Origin of the sequence: Alloyangia mangrovi, from assembly GCF_002300555.2 — a bacterium.
GTDB classification, from domain to species: domain Bacteria; phylum Pseudomonadota; class Alphaproteobacteria; order Rhodobacterales; family Rhodobacteraceae; genus Salipiger; species Salipiger mangrovi.
Genome location: NZ_NTHN02000012.1, coordinates 83,863 through 107,687 on the forward strand (window position 1 = coordinate 83,863; position 23,825 = coordinate 107,687).

A 23,825-nucleotide genomic window follows, 5' to 3' on the forward strand; every position below is an offset into this window, starting at 1 on the left:
CCCCTATACTTGGCGCAACGGACAACGGACGGAGCAACCATGACCGCCACCACAGGCATCCCCAAGGACGCCCCGCGCAGCGTGCTGCGCGTCAGCGGCCCCGAGGCCAGCGACTTCCTGCAGAACCTCGTCACCAACGACCTGGGCAAGCTGAAAGAGGGGCTGGTCTATGCCGCGCTGCTGACGCCGCAGGGCAAGTACCGGGCGGATTTCTTCCTCGTGCCGCGTGCCGACGGGTCGATCCTGATCGACGTGGCCGAGCCTCTGGCCGCCGATCTCACCCGCGCGCTCACGCTCTACAAGCTGCGCGCCAAGGTCGATCTCGAGGAGACCGATATCCAAGTGACCCGTGGCACCGGCCCTGCCCCAGAGGGCGCCTTTGCCGACCCGCGCGATGCGGCGCTCGGCTGGCGCGGATATGACGGTCAGCCCGGGCAGGACACCGACTGGGACGCGCTGCGCGTTGCCGCCTGCGTGCCCGAGAGCGGCGTCGAGCTGACCCCGGACACCTTCATCCTCGAGGCCGGCTTCGAGCGGCTGAATGGCGTCGATTTCAAGAAGGGCTGCTACGTGGGCCAGGAGGTCACCGCGCGGATGAAGCACAAGACCGAGCTGCGCAAGGGGCTGGTGCCCGTCGAGGTGTCCGGCGCGGCGCCGGTGGGCACGGCGGTCGAGACCGATGGCAAGCCCGCAGGCACGCTCTACACCCAGTCGGGCGGGCGCGGCCTGGCCTACCTGCGCTTCGACCGGGCCGAGGGCGAGATGACCGCCGGCGCGGCGACGCTGCGCCGGACCTCTTGAGCCGGGCCGCGCTGGAGACCGCGCTCGGCGCATCCATCGCGGCCAGCCGGGCGCTGCACGGCGGCGATCTGTCGGAAGTCGTGCTTGCCACCCTGAGCGACGGCCGCACGGTGGTGATCAAGCGCGGCGCCCGCGTTGCCGCCGAGGCGCGGATGCTGCGCACCATCGCTGCCTGCGGCGCCCGCGCGCCGGACGTCCTGGCGCAGGCCGGCGACTGGCTGGCGCTGGAGGCGCTTCCCGAGACCTCGGCCAGCCCCACCGGATGGAAGGCGCTGGGGCAGGAGCTGCGCAGGCTGCACGACACCCACGGCACGGCCTATGGCTGGAGCGAGGGCTACGGTTTCGGCCCGCTGCCCCTCGACAATGCGCCGCGCGCCAGCTGGCCCGCCTTCTGGGCCGAGGCGCGGCTGCTGCCCTTCCTGCCCGCGCTCCCTGCCGAGCTTGCCGGCAGGCTCAAAGCCCTGATCGAGCGCCTGCCAGAACTCCTGCCGCACACCCCGCCCCCCCGCGCTGCTGCATGGCGATCTCTGGACCGGCAACGCGCTCTTCATGTCGGGCGGTGCCGCGCTGATTGACCCCGCCTGCTACCATGGCCATGCCGAGGTCGACCTCGCCATGCTCGAACTGTTCGGCACGCCGTCCGCCGCCTTCTGGCAGGGCTACGGGCCACAGGAGCCGGGCCGGGCCGCGCGCCGCCCGGTCTACCAGCTCTTCCCGGCGCTGGTGCACCTGCGGCTTTTCGGCAGCGGCTACGCGGGCATGGTGCGCGGGCTCCTGGATCAGATCGCGACCTAGCCCGCTGGCTGGAACCGCTTTTCGAGCACCTCGACCGCCCCCGTCGCCCCCACGCCGAGCATCAGCGCGCGAGAGGGCGCGTTGAAGGCATGCACCGCGGTGGTCCAGCCCTCTGCCCCCTGCCCGGCAATCTCGGCCTCGAAGCCGGCGATGAGCCGCCGCGCCACGCCGCGCCGCCGCCACGAGGGCTCGACCCAGATGTGCTCGAGCACGGCGTGGCGCTGCGGGTGCTTGAGCGCGGTGGCCTCGGACAGCCGCCAGCGCCACATCAGGTAGCCGCGCGGCACCTGGCCCACGCGGTAGGCGCAGAGGCAGGCACCCTCGGCCATGGCTTCGGCGAGGAAAGCCTGCAATTCGGCCTCGCTTGCACGGTCGTGGAAGCGGTGCGGCACATGGGCAACGTGATGCCCGTGCAGCCCGCGCAGCATGACGGCCAGCGCGGGAATGTCCGTTGAATCGCAAGGGGTAAACATGAAAAGGGCCTCCTGGGCGGTGCGCCGGAGGCCCTTTGGATCATGATGTGTCGCCCCCGGATCGCACGGGGACAAAGTGGTCGGCGCGCGGGTTATGCGCGTTCCGAATACTCCATGGTCTCGGTGTTCACGATGATGTCCTCATCCTGCCCGACGAAGGGCGGAACCAGGACGCGCACACCGTTGTCGAGCACGGCGGGCTTGAAGCTGTTGGCCGCGGTCTGGCCTTTGACCACCGGCTCGGTCTCGACGATCTTGCAGGTCACCTTCTGCGGCAGGGTCGCGTTCAGCGCCTCTTCCTCGTGGAATTCGACCACGATGGTCATGCCGTCCTGCAGGAAGGGGCGACGCTCGCCGAGGATGTCGGCGTCGAGTTGCACCTGCTCGTAGGTCTCGGTGTCCATGAAGATCAGCTGGCCGGCGTCCTCGTAGAGGAACTGCATGTCCTTCTGCTCGAGGCGCACGCGCTCGACCTTGTCCGCCGAGCGGAAACGCTCGTTCAGCTTGGAGCCGTTGCGCAGGTTCTTCATCTCGACCTGGGCGAATGCGCCGCCCTTGCCGGGCTTCACGTGGTCGACCTTCACTGCGGCCCAGAGGCCACCTTCATGCTCGAGCACGTTCCCGGGGCGGATCTCGTTACCGTTGATCTTGGGCATGGTCAGAAAACTTTACAGTAAGGTTGAAGGGGTTTTCCGGCCTCCTATATATGGCCGGTTCGCCCCGTGCAAGACAACGATATCTCGCCTTCCGCACATGCCGAGATATGCACCCAATGCAACGACGCTATGCGTTTGTGCTGTATCCGAATCGAACGGAATGGTCCATAACGCCGCACACGCCAGAAAAGACAAGAGCAATAATCAAAAAGGTCGAAAGATGAAGGATTTCGTGGACAGCACAGCCTACCATGCTGAACAAGGCAACCGCGCGCGGAAACTTTTCGCCGCTGTGGTTCTGGCTGCGCTCGACGATGCAATCGCCGATGACAAGAAATACGGCAATGGTCCGGAGCAGATCGCCCGCTGGGCACGCTCGCGTGATGGCCGTGAAGTACTGAGCTGCGCTGGTATCGACCCGAACGAGCGGGTTGTCTCCGGCCTGATGGAGTTCGTGTCGAAAGGTATCCGCACCTCGGTCGCGCTGTCGCGCGAAGAGAGCGAGCGTCGTCACGCAGCCGCAGCCGCGGAACAAGCCGAAGCTGCTTGATCCCGGTATAGGGGGCCCGGCCCCCAGCAAGTCGAAGGCGCGTCCCGAAACGGACGCGCCTTCGGCGTTTTCAGAAGGGCTATCGGTCACGTCCCGCCGATTCCTGCCCCGCCAGCCCGGGCAGCAAAAAGCCCGGACACCAAAGGCACCGGGCTTTCGTTCGGTCGTTTTTCCGAGACATGTCCCGGGCGATCAGTCCAGATCGTCACTCGCCAGCAGGCGCTGCAGCTCGCGGCGCACCAGCCTGCGGACATTGCGCGTCGCCCGCTCCCCCAGTGCCCCCTGCAGTTCCTCGCGGACCACCTCCGTGATCAGCGCGCGCAGGCGTTCTTCGTCGATTCCGGCCACGCTCGGCGCCTCGGCGACGGGTGCCGCCGGCAGTTCCGGCGCGGGCGCGTCACTGCGCAGATTGCTCTGGCTACGCTGCCAGACCGGGTTGCGCAGGATTTTCACCGGGCGGCGCGGCGCGGGTTCGGGCTCGGCCTGCAGCTCTTCTGCGGCGTCCTCCTCTGCCTCGGAGAGCGTTGCGGTCATGGCCTGCGCGTCGACGACGGTGTCTTCGAACTCATCTTCGACGGCTTCGACTTCGGGCTCGGGCTCGGCCTTGGGCGGCGCGAGGGTCTCGAGCGCATAGGGCTCGTCCACCAGTTCCGGCTCGGGCATCGGACGGCTCGCGAGTTCCGGGTCCTCGTCCTCGACATCCACGCTCGGCGCGGGCTCTTCGCCCGGCTGGTGCCGGAAGATCGCCTCGGGGGCGGCTTCGCCACGCTCGGGCTCGAACTCATGCGTGCTGCGCGCGATCATCTCCTCGAGCTCGGCAATCTTCTGCGCGAGGCTGCCTTCCCTCGCCCCGGCATCGGCGACAGGCGCGGGCTGCGGCGGGGTGCTGTCGCGCAGCTTCAGCGCGAAGAAATCGGCGATGGAGGACTCGGCGAACTCGCCTTCGGAGTGTTCGTCGACCTCGATGAAGGGAGCCTCTTCGATCTCGTCGCTGACCGGTGTCTCAGGAGCTGCCTCCGGCGCGACGGGGCGCAGCGGCGCACGGCGTGCGGCCTCGGCGACCTCTTCCTCGGCGGGGACGAGTCGCGCGGCGACTGGCGCCGCATGGCGCATGCGCTCCTCTTCACCGGTCTCGGGAGAATCGCTGTCCATCTCGTCGGATGCGGGGGCCTCCTGCACGCGCAACGCAGGGGTCAGGACCAGTCGCCCCGCCGGAGCGGAGCGCTGCGCCGGCGGCGCCTCTGACGTGGACTCGGGACGGGAATCTTCGGAAACCAACCTCCGGATAGAGGAAAGAACGTCCTCGATTTCCACATTGGTCACGGGATCGGACATTTATGTACCACTCTTGCCTGTCCCCCCAAGTGTAGCGGCTTGGGGGGCGCCAGACAACAAGGACGAGGAGAAGCTTACTGCTTCCCCATCGCCTTCAGGATGCGGTTCAGGTCCGCGCCCTGGCGCGACTGGACCGGAGCGGACTTGACCAGGTTGTAATACTCGGCCGGGTCGTAACGCGGGACGTTCAGCGCCAGGTCTTCAGCGGTCAGCTGACCCATGGTGTAGAGCACCGTGTAGGCCGCGATGGTCTCGTCGACCACGGCGGAGATCTGCGTGTTGCGCGCGTCGAGCAGTTCCTGTTCGGCGTCGAGCACGTCGAGCGTGGTGCGGGCGCCGAGCGTCGCTTCCTCGCGGGTGCCGCGGAATGCGACGGTTGCCGCGCGGACCTGCTCGTCCGAGGCAGCGCGGGCCGCCTGAGCCACGCGCAGGTTGGCGTAGGCGTTGGTCACCGACTGCGGGATCGACTTGGTGAGCTGCAGCAGCGCGGCACGGCGCTGGTCACGGCTGGCATAGGCTTGGCGTTTGATCGAGCTGAGCTGGCCGCCCTGGTAGATCGGGCCCGAGACGTTCAGACCGACGGTGCCGCCGCGCGAGCCTGCCTCGCTGTCGAAGCTCTCGTCATAGCCGTAGGTGCCTTGCAGCGATACGGTCGGGCTCATGTTGGACTGCGCGATGGCGACGCCGACTTCGGCTGCGGCCACCTGGTGCTGCACCTGGATGATGTCGGGATGATCGCGCAGCGCGATGGCCCGGGCCTGGTCGGCGGTGGCCGGAATGCGCGGCAGGCTGCCCGGCGAGACGAGGTTGCCCGGCAGGTGACCCACCGACGCGCGGTATTCCTCGCGGGCCTGGGCCAGCGCGCCTTCGGCCGCGGCAAGCAGCGACCGGGCCGCGGCGAGCCGTGCCTCGGCGGAGGCGACGTCGGTACGAGTGACTTCGCCGACCTCGAAGCGGTCGTCCGCGGCGCGGAGTTCCTCGCCGATCACGCGCACGTTGTTCTGGCGCAGAGTCAGCGTTTCGATGGCACGGCGGACTTCCATGAAGGCGTTGACGCCGCGCAGCAGCACGTCTTGCTCGACCGAGACGAGGCCGGAGCGCGTTGCCAGAACGGCTTCCTTGGCCGCATCCACCGAGAGCCGGTTGCTGCCGCCATCGTAGAGCACCAGCGAGGCGATGAGCCCGATCGACGTGGTGTCGGTGGCCGCGCCGGTGTAGTTGCCGGTCACCGCGCTGCGGGTCTCGCCGTAGTTGCGGGTCACGTCACCCGTCCAGGAGACCACGGGCCGAAGCGCGCCGACCGCCTGGGCCACGTCTTCGTCTGCGGCACGCAGCACCGCGCGGTTCTGCTCGAGCAGCCCGCTGGTGTTGTAGGCCCCGGCCAAAGCATCCGCCAGCGTCTCTGCCGCGGCGGGCATCGCGAGCCCGGCCGCAAGGCACACACCCGTCATCCATCTAGTCAGCGATTTACGCGCCATCTTCCTGCCCTCTCGATCCCGTTATCTATCCGCCTGCCCGTTTCGGGTCAGAGCGCAAAGGCCACCTCTTTGCTGAACCCGGCAAGCACGGGCGCTGTGGCGTTGAAAGAAAATCGCCAGGTGATGGTGCCGTCGATCTTCCAGCCGACCTTCACCGTTCCCAGCGCCCCGTCCATGAAAATGCAGGCGATCCGCCCGCCGTCCTTGAGCTGCCCGGCAATGGTTTCGGGAAGCTGTTCAATTCCGCCCTCGATCACGATGGCGTCGTAAGGCCCGTGTTGCGGCGCGCCCTCGGCGAGCGGGCCGACATGCTGGATCACGTTGTCCGCATGGTCCATCAGCAGTGGCTGCGCCTCGTCGGCACGCTCCGCATCGTCCTCGACCGCGACCACGGCCTCGGCGATGCGGGCGATGACCGCGGCGCTGTAGCCGAGCCCCGAGCCGATATCGAGCACGAGGTCGTCGCCGTCCACGTTCAGCGCGTCGAGCATCTTGGCAAAGGTCCGCGGGTCCAGCACAACGCGCCCGTCACCGAGCTCGATGTTGCGCCCGGCATAGGCCGCGTCGACGGCCTCGTCGGGCACGAAAGCTTCGCGCGGGACACGGAGCATGGCGTCGATGATAGGGAACTTGGTGACGTCCGAGGGACGAACCTGTGTATCAACCATCATACGGCGGAGGGTGACGAAATCGGTCATCCGCTAAACTCTTCCGTTCAGATATCCTTACAAAAACTTCTGCCACACTTGCCATCCCGGGGCAATGTCCGGCCGCCTACAAAAGAACAATCGCGCACCAGACTGTGGCGCGCGCGCTTCGAAATCAATAAATTTTTGACACATTCGGTGAAAAAAATAGGCGGCAGCAAGGAGATCCGCGCTGCGGCGGATCAGTCCTTGCGCATCGCCTGCCCTGCCGCGCGGCCCGCAAGGAACGCTTCGACCAGCGAGGTCACCGGCGCGGCGGTGGTGGCCGCGGTGACGCGCACCCGCGGGCGGACCGGAAGGAAGAAGAGCAGCATCGCCAGTACGAGGTAGACGCTGCCAACCACCAGCGCGGCAACCAGTTCGCCCTGCGCTTCGGCCAGCGCGATCCAACCGGCGATGGTAAAGAAAATCGCCGCGACGGCCATGCAGACCGCCCCGGCGATGGTGCGGCCGACCCTCGTCAGGCCGGCTCTCAGTCTTGCCTCAAACAGGGCGAACAAACGATCTTACCTCCGGCTGCCGACATAACCGATCAGGAAGCCGACCGCCGCTGCGAGGCCGATGGCCTGGAACGGGTTGGCCTGGATCTGGCCGCGCGCATTGTTTTCCAGCTCGGCGACGCGCTTGCCTGCGTCGCGCAGAGCTTCCTCGCCGCGGTCGCGCACTTCCTGCGCCTTGGCTTCGCCGGCAGCCTTGTATTCCGCGCCGCGGCGCTTGCCGATGTCCCCGACCAACTCGGCCAGCGAGGCTACGTCGGCACGCAGGGTCTTGATCTGATCGCTCAGCGCTTGCCCGTCGCCGGGCAGCGGCTCGGCGACCTTGGGGGTATCGTTCGATTTGGTTGCAGTCTGGGCCATGATGACGTCCTCCGTCTGCGTGTCCTTTGCCGAACAACCCGGCAAGTGTGCGCGAAGTTCCCAGGGTCACGCAAGTTTCATTACCATAAGGCACGCCGCGCTTTCTTGCGCGGGATCAAGCTCGCCGCGGCGCTACTCGCCAAGAGCGATCCCCTCGCGACGCGGGTCGGCACCGCCGGTGAGGGCCTCACCCACCGCGATTGCGTGCAGCCCCGAGTTCAACTCGCGGACGCTGGTCTCGAAGCCCATTTCGCCGAGCGGGCCGGCCAGCGCCTCGGCGCCGGTGCCCTCCTCGATGTCCATGGTGCCGAAGCGGTTGAGGACATGCGGCGCCGAAACGGCCTGCTGCGCGTCCATGCCCCAGTCGAGATGGGCGATCACCGCCTGCGCCACGTAGCCGATGATCCGGCTGCCCCCCGGCGAGCCGACGACCATGACCGGCGCGCCGTCCTTCATCACGATGGTTGGCGCCATCGAGGACCGTGGCCGCTTTCCCGGCTCGAGCCGGTTGGCGATGGGCAGCCCGTTCTCATGGGTCTCGAAGCTGAAGTCGGTGAGCTCGTTGTTGAGCAGGAAGCCCCGCACGAAAAGCCGGGAGCCAAAACCGTTCTCGATGGTGGTGGTCATCGACAGGGCGTTGCCCGCGGCATCCACGATCGAGATATGCGAGGTCGAGGGGAACTCGATGGAGCGGTCATCGGCCCAGAGCTGCGCGTGGTCCCATTCGGGATCACCCGGCGCAACCTCGGGCAGCGCGGTGGCGCCATCCAGAAGCTCGGCGCGGCCCTTGAGGTAGGCGGGATCGACCAGCCCCTCGGTCGGCATGGGCACGAAATCGCTGTCGGCCATGTAGCGACCACGGTCGGCAAAGGCGAGCCGCGAGGCGTCGCCGATCAGCCGCCAGGCCTCGGGGCTGTCCGGGCCGAGTGCGGCAAGGTCGTAGGGCTCGAGCGCGCCGAGGATTTGCCCGACGGTCAGCGCCCCCGACGAGGGCGGCCCCATGCCGCAGACATCATGGGCGCGGTATTCGACACAGACCGGCGCCCGTTCGATAACGTCATAGAGGGCGAGATCGGCGCTGCTCAGCAGGCCCGGATTGCCCTCGGCGCCGCGGACGGTCCGGACGATATCGGCGGCGATCTCGCCGCCATAGAAGGCGGCGCTGCCCTCGGCGGCGATGGCCCGCAGCGTGTCGGCATAGGGCTGGTTCAGCACCACTTCCCCGGATTGAAGCGCCGTGCCACCCGGGAAGAAATAGGCGTCGGTCTCGGGGAAGCGGCGCAGGGCATCCCCCTCTTCGGCGACGAGCGCGGCAAGGCGCGGCGAGACGGCAAAGCCCTTTTCGGCAAGGCTGATGGCCTCGTCGAAGAGCCCCGACCAACTGGACCTGCCCCAGCGCCGGTGCGCCTCTTCCAGCAGGCGCGGCGTGCCGGGCGTGCCGACCGAGAGCCCGCCGACCACTGCGTCGAAGAACCCGAGCGGCGCGCCGTCCGCGTCTAGGAAATAGGTGGGTTTCGCTTCGAGCGGCGCGGTCTCGCGCGCGTCGAGCGTGGTCAGGGACTTCGTCCCGGCATCATACCAGACAAGGAAGGCGCCACCGCCGAGCCCCGAACTCTGCGGCTCGACCAGCCCGAGCACCGCCTGCACGGCAACCATTGCGTCGGCGGCGCTGCCGCCCTCGCGCAACACCCGCGCCCCTGCATCAACTGCCAGCGGGTTGGCGGCGGCAATCATCCAGTCCTGCGCCTCGGTCGGCTTTCCCTGCGCCTTGGTCTCGGTCGCGGCCCGCGCCGCGGCGGAGAGACCGGCGATCTCGGCGGTCGCCGGCCCGGTCGCGGCCTCGGGCGCCACAGCGTCGGCGGCCTGCTGCGCCGCGAGAGGCGCGGCAAGGGCAAGGGCCAGAAGGTTGCTCAGGATGATGGCGCGCATGGGGTCCTCCCTGTCTGCGTTCCCCGCGCGGGGGACGCTGGACAGGAAGGTAACCCGAAGCGCCGGTTTCTCAAATCGCCGAAATGGGTCGGCCGGACCGGCCGCTCAGCTCAGCGGGCCGACCTCGACCAGCGTGGTATGGGCCGAGCACCCCTGCCCCAGCGACGAGGTGCCCTTGTCGCGGGTCAGCACGTTGGGGTTGCCATGCGGGTCGATGTTCTCGGAAGCATCGCCGTACCACGCGCCGGTCGGCAGGGCGACGACGCCAAGCCGGATATCCTCGGTCACCACGGCCCGTGCCCGGGCCGCGCCGCGGGCGTTGCGCACCAGCACCAGGTCGCCCGAAGCGATGCCGCGCGGGCGGGCATCCTCGGGGTGGATCAGCAGCCGCTCGGGGCGGGCATCCGGCTGATCAGCCAAGGCGCTCTCGAGCTGGCTGTGCAGCTTGTCGCCGGGCTGCGGCGAGACAAGGTGCAGCGGGGTCTGCGCCGTGGCCTTACCCAGCCATTCGGTCGCTCGAGCCAGGCCGGATGGCCGGGGCAATCGGCATAGCCGAAGCCGTCGACGGTTTCCGAGAAGATCTCGATCCGCCCCGAGGGGGTGTTCAGCGCGTTGCCCTCGGGATCGGCGCGGAAGCGGGCAAGGAAGGAGGGCAGCGGCGGCTCCTGCACGATGGGCAGCTTGACCCAGTTCTGCGCGCGCAGATCGTCGAACCCCGGCACCTCGACGCCCGCCGCGGCGCCGCTCTCGCGATAGCCGTCGTAGAGCTGCCGCAGCCAGTCTTCGCTGCTGCGCCCTTCGGTGAAGCGCGCGCCCTCGCCCAGGCGCTCGGCGAGCCCGGAGAAGATGTCGTAGTCGTCGCGCGCCTCGCCCACTGGCTCGATCAGCGCGGGCATGTTGAAGAGATACTCGTCAAGATCGGTGCGGCCGATGTCCTCGCGCTCGTAGCTGGTGGTCGCCGGGAAGACGATGTCGGCGCGCTTGGCGGTGGCGGTCCACCACGGCTCGTTGACGATCACCGTCTCGGGGCATTTCCACGCCTCGGACAGACGGTTGAGATCCTGGTGATGGTGGAACGGGTTGCCCCCCGCCCAGTAGACAAGGCGGATGTCGGGATAGGGCTCGCGCCGGCCATTGAAATCGTAGGGTACGCCGGGATTGGCCAGCATGTCGGCGATGCGCGCCACGGGAATGAAGGTGCCGACCGGGTTCTGCAGTTGGTCGAGAGTCACGCCGCGGAGCGATTTCATCGACTTGCCGATGCCGCCGATGGCACCGTAGCCGTAGCCGACGCCGCCGCCCGGAAGGCCGATCTGCCCCAGCATCGCCGCCAGCACCGCCGACATCCAGTAGGGCTGCTCGCCGTGTTCGGCGCGCTGCAGCGACCAGGCGACGGTGATCAGCGTGCGGGTGCTGGCCATGCGCCGCGCCAGCGCGCGGATGGTATCGGGATCGGTGCCGCAGATCGGGCTCGCCCATTCCGGCGTCTTGGGCATCCCGTCGCTTGATCCCATGAGGTAGGGGCGGAAGAGCTCGAAACCGACGGTGTAGCGGGCGAGGAAGTCATGGTCCGTCAGCCCCTCCTGCTCGAGCACGAAGGCCAGCGCCAGCATCAGCGCGGTGTCAGAGCCGGGGCGGACGGGCAGCCACTCGCAGCCCTCGGGCGCGTCGCGGCGCTGCGGGCCGATGTTGAGGCAGCGCATGCCCTTGGCGTGGAAGCGGTCGAACCAGCTTGCCGTGTCGTGGCGGGTGATGCCGCCCATGCTGACCTGCGCGTTCTTCTTGTTGATGCCGCCGAACATCACCAGCGTCTCGGTGTTCTCGGCGATGGTCTGCCAGCTGTCCTGCTCGTTGTAGAGATAGCGCAGGAAGGACACGCCGAAGACATGCGGCATGATCGCCTGCGCGCAGCCGGTGGAATAGCTGCCGAAGGAGGCGACATAGCCGCCGATGCTGTTGAGGAAGCGGTGCACCTGGCTCTGCGCATGGTGGAAGCGCCCGGCCGAGGACCAGCCGTAGGAGCCACCGAAGATTGCCTTGTTGCCATGCTCCTTGCGGATGCGGTCGATCTCGGCGGCGGCGATGTCCAGCGCCTCGTCCCAGGGCAGCTCGACGAACTCGTCGCTGCCGCGGCCGGCGCGGTCGCGGCGCTCGAGCCAGCCGCGGCGGATGGAAGGTCGGGCGACGCGGCTGCGGTGGTGAACCGCCTGCGGCAGGATATCGGGAATGGCCGAGGGATCGGGATCGTCGGCAAAGGGCTCGGTGCCGATGATCCGCCCGCCCTCGGTGGTGACCTTGAAGGCCCCCCCAGTGGCTGGTGGTGACACGGGTCTTGCGGTCGGACAGGGGGGACATGGGGCGACTCCGGCAGCTGATCTGGCAGCGTGACTTTGCCGCAGTGTATCACGGCATCGCGGGGGAAATGGCAAGAGAGCGCCCGGCGGAAACAGGCGGGCGGCCTCAGCCATCCTCGTCGAGCGGCGCGGTGGAGAAGTCGAAATCGAAGTCCATGGCCGCGCCCTCCTCCTCGGCAGGCGCGTCTTCGCCGAAGGCCGAGGCAAAATCGAAATCCCCCCCCGGACGGCTCGGGCAGATCGGGCAAGTCGGGCAGGCCCGATGCCATCTCGTCGAGGCCGAACTCCTCGGTCGCGGCGGCGGGCGTGGGCGGCGCCATCTCGGGCAGCCCCGCCATGGCGGGCGTGTCCGACGCTTCCGCCTGCGGCGCGACGCGCGGCCAGGAGAGGCGCACCGCACGCATGCCGTTGATTTGCCCGAGCCGGCCGCCCGCCACCGGCGCGCCGGGGCCCGCGTGCAGGGTCACCGCGTCGAGCATCTCGGGGCTGAGCGGCAGCAGATCCCCCGGCCGCAGCGCCTGCGCCTTGTTCAGCGGCAGGCGCAATGCGCCCAGCACCGCCCGCATCTGCGCCGGCAGGAGCGCCATCTTCTGCTCATGCGTGCCAGGCTGGCCTGGCGGTACCGCCCGCCGCGCGCCGGGGCGTTCGGGCAGGAACAGCCGCAGCTCGCCCCGCCGCCGCCCCAGCGCGAGATCGAGCGTGGCGCGGAACACCATGTAGCCCGGCGCGTCGAGCAGCAACCCGGCAGCACGCGCGTCCTCGAGCATGGCGCCGAAACGGAACCCCTCGATCTGCGGGCGCAGGGGATGATCCTCGAGAAAGCGGGCGAAGCGCTCGAGTGTGCCGTCGAGAAGCGGCGCGGTCATCGCCGCGTCGGTGGCGGTGAACGGGCGCGGCTCGGCGGGCATCTGTGTGACCTGCAGCATGGTCTGCACCTCGGTCAGTCCAGTGACGAGGTCACGGTCGACCGTGACGAACCCCACCACCCCGTCCGGCCCGTCGAGCAGCACGAGCAGCGCCTCTGGCGGGAGTTGCGCGACGACGCCGTCCTGATCGAGATGTTCCTGATCGACCGCATGGGCAACGAGCGCCAGATCCCACAGCACGTCGGCACTGCGCGAGAGGGCCCGGCGCAGTGCCTTGGCCGGGGACATGGCGCGCGCCTCGAAGGCGCGGCGCGCAGCCTCTGCCTTGCGGCTCAGCACGTTCTTGCTGCCGGTGCCGCCACCCCTGCCCTGTGCGGAGTCCTGTCTTGAAGCCTGTCCGGCGGCGTCTGGCATCGTCCCTGTCGGCCCAATCTGTCGAGATACCCCGGCCCCGATCTATGACGGGATTTGGTTACCATCGGCTTTATCCCGCGGCGGGAAAGGCCCCGGTCACTGCGCGGCGATGGCCAGATCGGCGGGCAGGCTCACACGGAAGGAGGCGCCGCCCCGCCCCGGCACATAGGTGATGTCGCCGCCGAGCCGGGTGACGATCTGCCGGCAGATCGCGAGACCGAGTCCCGCGCCCCCGGCCTTCTGGTCGCTCACGCGGCTGAACTTCTCGAAGATCACGTCCTGCGCCTCGGCAGCAACGCCCGAGCCGTTGTCGGTGAAGTCGATGGCCAGCCGCGCCCCCGCCCGCACCGAGATCTCGAGCCGCGGGCGCGGCGCGTCGCAATACTTGCGGGCATTGGCGATGAGGTTGATGAACACTTGGCTGAGCCGGTCGAGATCGGTGTGCAGCACGATCTGCTCGGCACCGCGGTCGCGGCGGATCTCGAGCCGCCGCCCGGCCTCGTCCGCCGCCGCCGCCGCCACGGCACGGTCAAGCACGTCTGACAGCAACCCCTCGCGCAGGTTCAGGTTCACCTGCCCGTTCTCCAACACCGACAGGTCGAGCAGGTCGTCGAGCAGCCGGGTCAGGCGGATCGCCTCGTCGTGGATGATCGAGGCGTATTTCGTCTTTTCCGCGTCGCCGAGACCCGATGTGTCACGCAGGATCTCGGAAAAGGCCCGGATCGAGGTCATCGGCGTGCGCAGCTCGTGGCTGATCTGGCTGAGGAAGGCGTCCTTCTGCACCGACAGGCGCGTGAGCTTGGCATTGGCCTCGCGCAGCTGCGCGGCGGTGCGCGCCAGCTCCTGCGACTGCGCCTCGAGCCGGGCGGAATACTCCATCATCTGCGCGGTCTCGTCGGCCACGGCCATGAGGTCCTCGACCGAGACCGACATGCCGCCGACGATCTGCCCGACCATGGCATGCGCCGTGGCGGCGCCGACCGAGCCCGCCAGCTCGCGCTCGAGCGTTTCGAGGAACTGCGGCGTCACGTCGGGCAGCGGGCCGCGCCCGCCCTGTTTCTCGGCCTCGCGCTCGAAGAGCTCCTGCGCATCGCGCGCACCAAGGATGCGCTGCGCCATGATCATCAGGTCCTCGGATTGCGCGACGTTGCCGGTCCAGCTGCGCGGGCTGGTGGAATGCTCGAAGACGTTGACGAATTGCGCCCCCTGCAAGCGCTCCAGCGGCTGCGGGAAGCTGACCAGCGAGCCGAGGATGAAGCCGCCGGTGTTGACACTCATCGACCAGAAGAACGCGTGCAGCAGCGGATCCATGTCCGACAGGCCGAACATCGCCTGCGGGCGCAGGAAGCCGATGCCGAAGGGGCCATGGGCGAACCACGCCTCGGGCATCAGCACCCCCGGCCCGAAGGAGGGCAGGAAGAGCGTGTAGTTCCACACCACGAAGCCGAGGATCAGCCCGGTGAACGCCCCGGCCTTGGACGCGCCGCGCCAGAAGATGCCGCCGAGCATCGCCGGCAGCACCTGCGCGACCCCGGCGAAGGAGACGAAGCCGATGGTGGCCAGCGCCTCGCCGCCGCCCGACAGGCGGTAGTAGAGATAGCCCAGCATCACCACGCCGATGATCGACAGGCGGCGGGCCAGCAGAACCACGGTGCGCACGTCGCCCGAGACCGTCGCGCCCGGCTCGGCAAAGCGCAGCCAGAGCGGCATGACCACGTGGTTCGACACCATGGTCGACAGCGCGATGGCGGCGACGATGACCATCGAGGTCGCCGAGCTGAAGCCGCCGAGGAAGGACAGCACCGCCAGCCCGCCCTGCCCCTGCGACAGCGGCAGGGTCAGCACAAAGAGATCGGGGTTCGAGCCCTCGGGCAGCAGGTCGAGGCCGATCACCGCGATGGGCACTACAAAAAGGCTCATCAGGCCCAGATAGAGCGGGAAGGCCCAGCTCGCGGTGCGCAGGTGGGTCTCGTTGTCGTTTTCCACGACCAGCACCTGGAAGATTCGCGGCAGGCAGAGGAAGGCGGCCGCCGAGAGCAGCATGACCCCGGCCCAGCGGCCGCCGTCGATGCGCCAGTGGCCGAGCTCCGAGGCATCGATCCGCGCAAGCGTCTCGGTGAGCCCGCCGCCCAGCCCCCAGACCACGAAGACCCCGACGGCGAGCAGCGCGAAGAGCTTGACCACCGCCTCGACCGCGATCGCCATGACCACGCCGTTGTGGCGCTCGTTGGCATCGAGGTTGCGGGTGCCGAAGATCACCGTGAAGAGCGCCAGCCCGGCGGCGACCCAGAGCGCGGTATGGCCCTTTTCCTCGCCGACGATCACCTCGCCGGCCGAGAACGCTTCGAAGCTCAGCGTCACCGACTGCAACTGCAGCGCGATATAGGGCGTAGTGCCGATCACCGCGAGCAGGGTCACGCCGACCGCCAGCAGGTTGGACTTGCCGTAACGCGATGAGACGAGGTCGGCGACCGAGGTGATGCGCTGCGAGCGGCCGATGCGCACCAGCTTGCGCAGGATCCACCACCAGCCGACCAGCACCAGCGAGGGACCGAGGTAGATCGCCATGTACTCGAAGCCGCTGCGCACCGCCGAGCCGACCGCGCCGTAGAAGGTCCAGGCGGTGCAGTAGATCGACAGCGACAGGGTATAGACCACCGGCGAGCGCAGCCAGCGCGCCTGTCCGTGGGCGGCGATGCGCTCGGCGGCGAAGGCGATGGCGAAGAGAAAGAGCGCGTAGGCGATGCAGACGGCGACCAGCGTATTGAGCATGTTCACTCGCCCCCGCTGCCCAGCCCGTCGCCCGGCGCCGGGCGCCCCAGCGCCCAGGCGACGAAGCCCGCCAGCAGCACCAGCAGCAGCCAGACCCCGAAGAGGTAGACAATCACCGCTGAGCTGCGCACGCCCTGCTCGGGGTCTTCCTGCCAGAGCAGCGGCACCAGCCAGAGCAGCGCCCCGAGAAAGGGCAGCACCCGGGCTCCGTCCATCACCCGGCGGCGGCGGTAGGACTGCCGTTCGAGGAAGACAGGCGGCGTGCCGCGGCGGGGCGAGCCCTCGCTCATGGCTTGCCGGGGGCCTCTTCCGGCACGCCGTTCAGCAGCGCCCGCACGGTGTCGAGCATCTCGGAATTGGCAAAGGGTTTCGACATGAAGGCACTGACCCCCTCGCGCTCGGCCATCTCGCGGTCGCGGGTCTGGCCGCGGGCGGTGAGCATGAGCACCGGCAACGCCGCGGTGGCCGGATCGGCGCGCAGCTCGCGCAGGATGTCGTAGCCGCTCTTGCCGGGCAGCATGACGTCGAGGATCAGCAGGTCGGGACGCGCGCCGCGCAGCTTCTCGTTGGCCGTGGTGCCGTCGGAGTGGGTCTCCACGGCCAGCCCGTCGCGCGACAGGATGAAGCTGATCGCCTCGATGATATTCGGCTCATCCTCGATCAGCAGCACGTGTTTGGACATGCACCCCTTTCCCCAAGGCCCCGGTCTCTCCCCTTGCCGGCACCGAGGCTAACTCCCCCGTGATTTCCTTTTATCGCCAATGTTTCCCACCCTGTCAAAATAAGACCATCCTCAGGCGCCGCGCTCCGCTGCGTCACCCAGCAGCGAGGGCTCGCGCCGCGCCGGGCAGCCCGCGCGGGCGCAGATGCGGCAGGTGACGCCGACAAGCTCGGTCTCCTCGCCGCCGCGCGCCGGACCTTCGGGGGTGAACATCATGTGCGCCTCGAAGATCGGATCGCGGTTGGCCTGCGGCATGCCGGCGGGCTGCGCCACGGCAAAGGCGCGCACCGCCCCACCCTGCCGCCCGGCGAATTGCACCCGGCGCGAGAGCACCGTCATTGGCCGGCTGAGCGCGGGAAAGAGCGGCCAGAGCGGGCAGTCGGCGCCGAAGCGCGGGATCGGGAACTCGGGCAGCGGCTTGCGGAAGGTGAGCGCGCCCGAGGCGTCGCAGATCGCAAGCCCGACAGGCCCGCAGGGCGCATCGCCGGGCAGCGCGGCGAGCCTTCGCATGGCGCGGGCCGGATCGCAGCCGAAGCGGCGCAGCAGCGCCAGCGGGTCGGCGCCGTCCTCGCCAACCGCGGCAAGCACCTGTGGCAGCGGCAGCGCGGCCGCGTCCTCGGCATAGGTGCAGAGCGCCCGGCGCAGCAGCACACGGGCGCTGTCCGACAGATCCTCTTCGAGCTCCGCCGCCAGCGCCTCGGGCAGCTGACCGGCTTCGAGGTCGGGGAAGTGATACCCCTCGGCCTCAAAGAGCGCCGTCACCTCTTCCTGCGGGGTGCCGCTCTCGCTGGCCGCCTTGCCCTCGGCCTCGAGGTAGCTGACGAGGCTGCGGCTGCTCTCGGCGAGCCGGGCGCTGTCCTCGTGGATGTTGCGGTGGAAGCGGCGCTGCCATTCGGGGTCGATTGCCTCGGGCTCGTTGAGGATCGAGGCCGCCGAGCGGATCGCGGTCACGGTCGAGAGCATCTCGTGCAGCGCCTCGGCGAGCTGCGGATCGTGCGCAAGCCGGTCGCTCAGCGTCTCGACGCTGCGCTCGAGTGTCTCGATCCGGCCCCGGGCTTCGGACAAGAGCCGTGCCCAACCGGGAAATCGCCCGGCGAATTCATCGACACGGTCCAATTCCGCCGTGCTGCCCCGGGTCGTGCTCGCCGCCTCGCGCAGCGATGCAATCAGCGCCGCCTCGGCGCCCTCGGTCAGCATCGACGGTTCGACCTTGAGGATTTCCGCCAGATCGAGCAGCAATTTGCCACCGATTCTGCGGCGGTTATGCTCAATTAGGTTGAGGTAAGACGCGGAAATTCCCGCCTGCCGTGCAAGATCGGCCTGCTTGAGGCCTAGAATCGTGCGTCTTTCGCGGATGCGGCTTCCTGTGAGCGTGTCGCGGGGCATGCGGTTTTCGAACCCTTTCAAGGCCTTTCTGCGGCGCAAGATAAATTAATTTACACCCCAGCCTATTCCTTTGTGCATTTGTTGACAAAAAAAATTGTTAACCTAAAAGCAGTTGTTGCGTGATTTTCTTTCGTGGTCCGATACTGATTTTGCACGGAAACGTGTTTTGCGCCCTCGGGAAGAGGAGCCCGGCGGTGCAGATTTCGAAACGGGAGGAAATCAATGTCCAAATCGACTCTGACACGCCGCGGCGTGCTGAGAACGGGTGCCGTCGCGGGAGCCGGAGTTGCCCTGCCGACGATCTTCACCAGCTCGTCCGCATCCGCCTTCACCAACGAACCCACCGGGGGCAGCGTGACCCTCGGTTTCAACGTGCCGCAGACCGGCCCCTACGCCGATGAGGGCGCCGACGAGCTGCGCGCCTTCGAGCTGGCGGTCGAGCACCTGAACGGTGGCGGCGACGGCGGCATGATGAACACCTTCAGCTCGAAGACGCTGGATGGCACCGGCATCCTCGGCAAGAAGGTCGAGTATGTGACCGGCGACACCCAGACCAAGTCCGACGCCGCCCGCGCCAGCGCCAAGTCGATGATCGAGAAGGACGGCGCGGTGATGATCTCGGGCGGCTCGTCCTCGGGCGTTGCCGTGGCCGTGCAGGGTCTCTGCCAGGAGGCCGGCGTGATCTTCATGGCGGGGCTCACCCACTCCAACGACACCACAGGCAAGGACAAGAAGGCGAACGGCTTCCGCCACTTCTTCAACGCCTACATGTCCGCCGCGGCGCTCGCGCCGGTGCTCGAGAAGATGTACGGCAAGGACCGCAAGGCCTATCACCTGACCGCCGACTACACCTGGGGCTGGACCCAGCAGGAGTCGATCCAGGCGGCCACCGAGGCGATGGGCTGGGAGACCGTCAACAACGTGCTGACGCCGCTCGCCCAGACCGATTTCTCGTCCTACATTGCGCCGGTGCTGAATTCCGGCGCCGACGTGCTGGTGCTCAACCACTACGGCGGGAACATGGTGAACTCGCTCACCAACGCCGTGCAGTTCGGCCTGCGCGACAAGCAGGTGAACGGCAAGAATTTCGAGATCGTCGTGCCGCTCTACTCGCGCCTGATGGCGCGCGGCGCCGGCGAGAACGTCAAGGGCATCTTCGGCTCGACCAACTGGCACTGGTCGCTGCAGGACGAGGGCTCGAAGGCCTTCGTGCAGAGCTTCGGCACCAAGTACGGCTTCCCGCCGAGCCAGGCCGCGCACACCTGCTACGTGCAGACCCTGCTCTATGCCGACGCCGTGCAGCGCGCCGGTTCGTTCAACCCCTGCGAGGTGGGTGCCGCGCTCGAGGGCTTCGAGTTCGACGGGCTGGGCAATGGCCCGACGCTTTACCGTGCCGACGATCACCAGTGCTTCAAGGACGTGCTGGTGGTGCGCGGCAAGGAGAACCCGGAGTCCGAGTTCGACCTTCTCGAAGTGGTCGAGGTCACACCGCGCGCGCAGGTGGAATATGCCCCGGATCACCCGATGTTCGCGGGCGGCAACCTCGGGTCCTGCAACCCGGGCGCCTGAGCCCTTCACCGGAATCCGGCCAGGTTGCGTTTGCCTGGCCGTATCCCCGCGTTCCCGGCCCCGTGCCGGGAACGTTCGCACTTCCTTTGACCTGAAGGCCGGGACATGGACGCAATCATTCTTCAAATCCTGAACGGGCTCGACAAGGGCTCGGCCTATGCGCTGATCGCGCTGGGGCTCACCCTCATCTTCGGAACGCTCGGGGTGGTCAACTTCGCCCATGGCGCGCTGTTCATGATCGGCGCCTTCTGCGCCGTCACCCTCAACCGCATCCTGACCCTGTCGCACCAGGTCGTCGACGAGAGCCGCAAGGACTTCCTCGGCAACCCGCTGAAGGTCGACGTACCCTATGTGAACGACTGGTTCGGAGAGGCCGCGGGCGCCACGATCATCGACTGGGCGGTGCCGCTTGCCATCCTCTTCTCGATCCCGGTGATGATCGCCATCGGCGTGATCATGGAGCGCGGGCTGATCAAGCATTTCTACCGCCGCCCTCACGCCGACCAGATCCTCGTGACCTTCGGCCTTGCCATCGTGCTGCAGGAAATCATCAAGTACTTCTACGGCGCCAACCCGATCCCGACGCCCGCGCCCGACGTGTTCCGCGGGTCGTTCGATTTCGGCGTGCTGCTGGGCTTCGATCCCAACGTGATCATCTATCCCTACTGGCGCCTCGTCTATTTCGCCTTCGCCGCGTTGATCATCGGCGGGGTCTTCGCCTTCCTGCAGTTCACCACCTTCGGCATGGTGGTGCGCGCCGGCATGGCCGACCGCGAGACCGTGGGCCTTCTGGGCATCAACATCGACCGCCGCTTCACCATCATGTTCGGCCTTGCCGCCGCGGTGGCGGGGCTTGCCGGGGTGATGTACGCGCCGATCAACTCGCCCAACTACCACATGGGAATGGATTTCCTCGTGCTGAGCTTCGTGGTGGTGGTCGTCGGCGGCATGGGGTCGCTGCCTGGCGCAGTGCTGGCGGGCTTTGTGCTGGGTGTGCTCGAGAGCTTTGCGTCGATGAACGAGATCAAGTCGATCCTTCCCGGCATCGACCAGATCATCATCTACCTCGTCGCCATCATCATTCTGCTGACCCGTCCGAGGGGCCTCATGGGCCGCAAGGGCGTGATGGAGGACTAAGACCATGTTCGGACTTGGCAAGAAAGATACCACCGTCTTCGTGGTCGTGATCATCCTGGCGCTTTGCGCGCCGTTCATCCTCAACCCCTTCCCCACCGGCAGCTCGCTGGCGCAGTTCAACGCGGGCTACCCCGACCTGATGCAGCGCTTCGTGATCTTCGGCATCTTCGCCATCGGCTTCAACCTGCTGTTCGGCCTGACCGGCTACCTGAGCTTCGGGCACGCCGCCTTCCTCGGGATGGGGTCCTACGCCGCGGTGTGGATGTTCAAGCTGCTGAGCATGAACGTTATCCCGGCGATCCTGCTGTCGATGGTCGTGGCGGGGCTCTTCGCCGTGGTCATCGGCTACGTCAGCCTGCGCCGCTCGGGCATCTACTTCTCGATCTTGACGCTGGCCTTCGCGCAGATGAGCTACAACCTCGCCTACTCGGTGCTCACCCCGATCACCAATGGCGAGACCGGGCTGCAGATCACCCTCGACGATCCGCGCATCTTGGGCAGCTCCGCGACCGCCGACGGCTCGATCCCGGTGACCAACCTCTTCGGGCTGGAGATGCGCCACTTCACCACCGTCGACGTCGCCGGCTGGAGCTTCAACTTCTCGGTCGGCTACTACCTCTGCGCGGTGATCATGATCCTCGCCTTCTACGTGGCGGTCCGCATCTTCCGCTCGCCCTTCGGCATGATGCTGCGGGCGATCAAGTCGAACCAGCAGCGGCTCTACTACACCGGCCTCAACGCCCGCCCCTACACGCTTGCGGTCTTCGTGATCTCGGGCATGTACGCGGGGCTTGCGGGCGGTCTCATGGCCTCGATGGACCCGCTCGCCGGACCCGAGCGCATGCAGTGGACCGCCTCGGGCGAGGTGGTGCTGATGACCATCCTCGGCGGCGCGGGCACGCTGATCGGTCCGGTGCTGGGCGCGGGCTTCATCAAGTACTTCGAGAACATCTTCTCGAAGATCAACGACAGCGTGCTGCACGGCTGGTTCGCTTTCCTGCCCGACGGGCTGGAGAATTTCGTCATCGCCATCCTGCACCCCTTTGTCGGCAAGGGCTGGCACCTGACGCTGGGCCTGATGTTCATGCTGGTGGTGATCTTCCTGCCCGGCGGGCTGGTGGAAGGCGGCCAGCGCATCTCGAGGGCGCTGAGGCGCGACAAGCCCGAAGACAACGGCGCGGCCAGCAAGGCCAGCCATGAACCCGCAGAGTAAGGAGGCGATGATGGGCATTCTTGAAGTCAAAGACGTCAACAAGCGCTTCGGCGGGCTCAAGGCGCTGTCCGAGGTCAACCTGAGCGTCACGGAGAACACCGTGCACGCGATCATCGGCCCCAACGGCGCGGGCAAGTCCACCCTGCTCAACTGCCTTGTCGGCAAGCTGATCCCGGACACCGGCTCGGTGATGTTCGACGGGCAGTCGGTGCTTGGAAGAAAGCCATTCGAAATCAACCAGATGGGAATCAGTCGCGTATTCCAGACCCCCGAGATCTTCGGTGATCTGACTGTGATGGAGAACATGATGATCCCGCTCTTCGCCCGCCGCGACGGGGCCTACCGGCTGCACGCCTTCCGCTCGGTCGAGAGCGAGGCCGAGCTGCGCAGCCGCGCCGAGGCCATGCTCGAGGACGTGAAGATGCTCGACAAGCGCAACATGCACTCGGCGTCGATGTCGCGCGGCGACAAGCGGCGGCTCGAGATGGCCATGTGTCTGGTGCAGGAGCCGCGCCTCTTGCTGCTCGACGAGCCCACTGCCGGCATGGCGCGCGCCGACACCAACAACACGATCGACCTGCTGAAGGAGATCAAGGAAAAGCGCGACATCACCATGGCGATCATCGAGCACGACATGCACGTGGTCTTCAGCCTCGCCGACCGGATCACCGTGCTCGCCCAGGGCACACCGCTGGTCGAGGATTCCCCCGAGAACATCAAGGGCCACCCCAAGGTGCGCGAAGCCTACCTCGGCGAAGCGGCGTAAGGAGAGAACCAGATGAACGTCAGACCGGATTTTTCCAAGAACGCCAACATGGCCGAAACGGCCCCGGCCTTCCTGTCGGTGTGGGACATGCATTCCTACTACGGCGAGAGCTACATCGTGCAGGGCATCAACTTCAACGTGCACGAGGGCGAGATCGTCGCCCTGCTCGGCCGCAACGGCGCGGGCAAGACCACCACCTTGCGCTCCATCGCCCGGCTCAACTCGCCGCAGGTCCAGCGCGGCGAGATCTGGCTCGATCACAAGCCCCTGCACAGGATGAGCTCCTACGAGGCCGCGACGGCGGGGCTTGGCCTCGTGCCCGAGGACCGGCGGATCATCCCGGGCCTGACGGTCGAGGAGAACCTCCAGCTGGCGCAGATCGCCCCGCCCATCGGCTGGTCGCTCGAGCGCCTCTACGAGCTTTTTCCGCGCCTCGGCGAGCGCCGCAAGCAGGAGGGGGTGACCCTCTCGGGCGGCGAGCAGCAGATGCTGGCCATCGCCCGGGCGCTGGCGCGTGACATCAAGGTTCTGCTGCTCGACGAGCCCTACGAAGGGCTGGCGCCGGTGATCGTCGATGAGATCGAGAAGACCCTGCGCCACATCAAGGAACAGGGCATGACAACGATCCTCGTCGAGCAGAACGCCGTGCGTGCGCTGCAACTGGCGGACCGGGCGATCATCCTCGACACGGGCTCGATCGTCTTCGACGGCACCGCCGCCGAGGTGCTGCAGAACGAGGAGCTGCGCGCCGAATACCTCGCGATCTGACACCGCCTTTTCGAATCCCCGGCGGGCTTGGGACTTCCGCCGGGGGGGCGCGCGGGCCGGTTTTGGGGAACCGCCCGCGCGCATGGTCCCGCGTCTGGCCGTCTGTGCCTGCCGAGCGCACATCCGTGACCGGATTTCGCACGATGCGCCCTTGCATTCGCCGCTCCAGGACGCATCCTGCTCGCCAACACAGGAGGAGACACCATGACGCACACCGTCCTTCACGCCCCGTCCGAGGATTTCGTGGCCAAGGCCCATGTGGATGTGGCGCGCTACGA

Annotated in this window: 23 protein-coding genes and 1 pseudogene; 9 read left to right on the forward strand and 15 right to left on the reverse strand. The window is 67.6% G+C overall.

Annotated features, from left to right (window positions below):
* The first annotated feature begins 39 nt into the window (after positions 1-39).
* From ygfZ to CLG85_RS27370, 3 genes are read left to right on the forward strand one after another with little or no spacing between them, the layout of a single operon-like run.
* Positions 40-801: a CAF17-like 4Fe-4S cluster assembly/insertion protein YgfZ gene (gene ygfZ, locus CLG85_RS08970; RefSeq protein ID WP_260348732.1), complete on the forward strand. Its 762-nt coding sequence runs from the start codon at positions 40-42 to the stop codon at positions 799-801.
* Positions 798-1,376, forward strand: a complete 579-nt coding sequence (locus tag CLG85_RS08975; protein ID WP_311734976.1) for a fructosamine kinase family protein — start codon at positions 798-800, stop codon at positions 1,374-1,376. The genes ygfZ and CLG85_RS08975 overlap by 4 nt, the downstream gene beginning before the upstream one ends.
* The gene (locus CLG85_RS27370; protein ID WP_311734977.1) at positions 1,351-1,596 is read left to right on the forward strand and encodes a fructosamine kinase family protein; all 246 of its coding nucleotides are present in this window, start codon (positions 1,351-1,353) and stop codon (positions 1,594-1,596) included. The genes CLG85_RS08975 and CLG85_RS27370 overlap by 26 nt, the downstream gene beginning before the upstream one ends.
* On the opposite strand, the gene CLG85_RS08980 is transcribed toward CLG85_RS27370, so the two are convergent.
* Both CLG85_RS08980 and efp read right to left on the reverse strand, forming a co-directional pair.
* On the reverse strand, positions 1,593-2,069 hold the full coding sequence (locus tag CLG85_RS08980) for a GNAT family N-acetyltransferase (protein WP_260348733.1): 477 nt from the start codon (positions 2,067-2,069) through the stop codon (positions 1,593-1,595). The two genes, CLG85_RS27370 and CLG85_RS08980, sit on opposite strands and share 4 nt — an antisense overlap.
* Before the next feature lie 92 nt (positions 2,070-2,161).
* The gene (efp, locus tag CLG85_RS08985; RefSeq protein ID WP_095884089.1) at positions 2,162-2,725 is read right to left on the reverse strand and encodes an elongation factor P; all 564 of its coding nucleotides are present in this window, start codon (positions 2,723-2,725) and stop codon (positions 2,162-2,164) included.
* 220 nt (positions 2,726-2,945) lie between these two features.
* Between efp and CLG85_RS08990 the strand changes: the two genes are divergently transcribed.
* On the forward strand, positions 2,946-3,275 hold the full coding sequence (locus tag CLG85_RS08990; RefSeq protein ID WP_095884090.1) for a DUF6280 family protein: 330 nt from the start codon (positions 2,946-2,948) through the stop codon (positions 3,273-3,275).
* A 192-nt stretch (positions 3,276-3,467) separates the two neighbouring features.
* Here the strand turns inward: CLG85_RS08990 and CLG85_RS08995 are convergent, their stop codons facing one another.
* The 13 genes and pseudogenes from CLG85_RS08995 to CLG85_RS09055 form a co-directional block, all read right to left on the reverse strand.
* Positions 3,468-4,610 carry a hypothetical protein gene (locus tag CLG85_RS08995; RefSeq protein ID WP_260348734.1) on the reverse strand — a complete coding sequence of 381 codons (1,143 nt, stop codon included), beginning with the start codon at positions 4,608-4,610 and terminating at the stop codon, positions 3,468-3,470.
* A 74-nt stretch (positions 4,611-4,684) separates the two neighbouring features.
* Complete coding sequence (locus CLG85_RS09000; protein WP_224849195.1) at positions 4,685-6,088, reverse strand: TolC family outer membrane protein; 1,404 nt, start codon at positions 6,086-6,088, stop codon at positions 4,685-4,687.
* A gap of 47 nt (positions 6,089-6,135) precedes the next feature.
* Positions 6,136-6,786, reverse strand: coding sequence for a protein-L-isoaspartate O-methyltransferase family protein (locus CLG85_RS09005; protein WP_095882246.1), 651 nt, complete (start codon positions 6,784-6,786; stop codon positions 6,136-6,138).
* 191 nt (positions 6,787-6,977) lie between these two features.
* A complete protein-coding gene (locus CLG85_RS09010) occupies positions 6,978-7,295 on the reverse strand; it encodes a hypothetical protein (RefSeq protein ID WP_095882247.1) in 318 nt (105 codons plus the stop codon).
* 6 nt (positions 7,296-7,301) lie between these two features.
* Positions 7,302-7,652, reverse strand: coding sequence for an ElaB/YgaM/YqjD family protein (locus CLG85_RS09015; protein WP_095882248.1), 351 nt, complete (start codon positions 7,650-7,652; stop codon positions 7,302-7,304).
* 132 nt (positions 7,653-7,784) lie between these two features.
* Complete coding sequence (gene ggt / locus CLG85_RS09020; RefSeq protein ID WP_260348736.1) at positions 7,785-9,581, reverse strand: gamma-glutamyltransferase; 1,797 nt, start codon at positions 9,579-9,581, stop codon at positions 7,785-7,787.
* Positions 9,582-9,686: 105 nt separating this feature from the next.
* Positions 9,687-10,001 (reverse strand): molybdopterin dinucleotide binding domain-containing protein, encoded by a 315-nt coding sequence (locus tag CLG85_RS09025; protein WP_260348738.1) that lies wholly within the window; start codon positions 9,999-10,001, stop codon positions 9,687-9,689.
* Positions 9,962-11,908: a molybdopterin-dependent oxidoreductase gene (locus CLG85_RS09030; RefSeq protein ID WP_260348739.1), complete on the reverse strand. Its 1,947-nt coding sequence runs from the start codon at positions 11,906-11,908 to the stop codon at positions 9,962-9,964. The genes CLG85_RS09025 and CLG85_RS09030 overlap by 40 nt, the downstream gene beginning before the upstream one ends.
* A 473-nt stretch (positions 11,909-12,381) precedes the next feature.
* Positions 12,382-13,215: pseudogene (locus tag CLG85_RS27375) on the reverse strand (flagellar motor switch protein FliM); the annotation flags it as partial.
* Positions 13,216-13,311: 96 nt separating this feature from the next.
* Positions 13,312-15,993, reverse strand: a complete 2,682-nt coding sequence (locus CLG85_RS09040; RefSeq protein WP_095883766.1) for an ATP-binding protein — start codon at positions 15,991-15,993, stop codon at positions 13,312-13,314.
* Positions 15,990-16,277 carry a hypothetical protein gene (locus tag CLG85_RS09045; protein ID WP_095883767.1) on the reverse strand — a complete coding sequence of 96 codons (288 nt, stop codon included), beginning with the start codon at positions 16,275-16,277 and terminating at the stop codon, positions 15,990-15,992. Before CLG85_RS09045 ends, CLG85_RS09040 begins: the two co-directional genes overlap by 4 nt.
* Complete coding sequence (locus tag CLG85_RS09050; protein ID WP_224849203.1) at positions 16,274-16,669, reverse strand: response regulator transcription factor; 396 nt, start codon at positions 16,667-16,669, stop codon at positions 16,274-16,276. The genes CLG85_RS09045 and CLG85_RS09050 overlap by 4 nt, the downstream gene beginning before the upstream one ends.
* Positions 16,670-16,780: 111 nt before the next feature.
* Positions 16,781-18,094 (reverse strand): helix-turn-helix domain-containing protein, encoded by a 1,314-nt coding sequence (locus tag CLG85_RS09055; protein ID WP_260348740.1) that lies wholly within the window; start codon positions 18,092-18,094, stop codon positions 16,781-16,783.
* Between the two features lie 222 nt (positions 18,095-18,316).
* On the opposite strand from CLG85_RS09055, the gene CLG85_RS09060 reads away from it, so the two are divergent.
* The 5 genes from CLG85_RS09060 (at position 18,317) to CLG85_RS09080 (ending at position 23,547) form a co-directional block, all read left to right on the forward strand.
* Positions 18,317-19,663 (forward strand): substrate-binding protein, encoded by a 1,347-nt coding sequence (locus CLG85_RS09060; RefSeq protein WP_095884030.1) that lies wholly within the window; start codon positions 18,317-18,319, stop codon positions 19,661-19,663.
* Between the two features lie 105 nt (positions 19,664-19,768).
* Positions 19,769-20,800: a branched-chain amino acid ABC transporter permease gene (locus CLG85_RS09065; RefSeq protein ID WP_095884031.1), complete on the forward strand. Its 1,032-nt coding sequence runs from the start codon at positions 19,769-19,771 to the stop codon at positions 20,798-20,800.
* Between the two features lie 4 nt (positions 20,801-20,804).
* Positions 20,805-22,013 (forward strand): branched-chain amino acid ABC transporter permease, encoded by a 1,209-nt coding sequence (locus CLG85_RS09070; protein ID WP_095884032.1) that lies wholly within the window; start codon positions 20,805-20,807, stop codon positions 22,011-22,013.
* A 10-nt stretch (positions 22,014-22,023) separates the two neighbouring features.
* Positions 22,024-22,779 carry an ABC transporter ATP-binding protein gene (locus tag CLG85_RS09075; RefSeq protein ID WP_260348743.1) on the forward strand — a complete coding sequence of 252 codons (756 nt, stop codon included), beginning with the start codon at positions 22,024-22,026 and terminating at the stop codon, positions 22,777-22,779.
* A gap of 12 nt (positions 22,780-22,791) precedes the next feature.
* The gene (locus tag CLG85_RS09080) at positions 22,792-23,547 is read left to right on the forward strand and encodes an ABC transporter ATP-binding protein (protein ID WP_095884033.1); all 756 of its coding nucleotides are present in this window, start codon (positions 22,792-22,794) and stop codon (positions 23,545-23,547) included.
* Positions 23,548-23,825 lie beyond the last annotated feature (278 nt).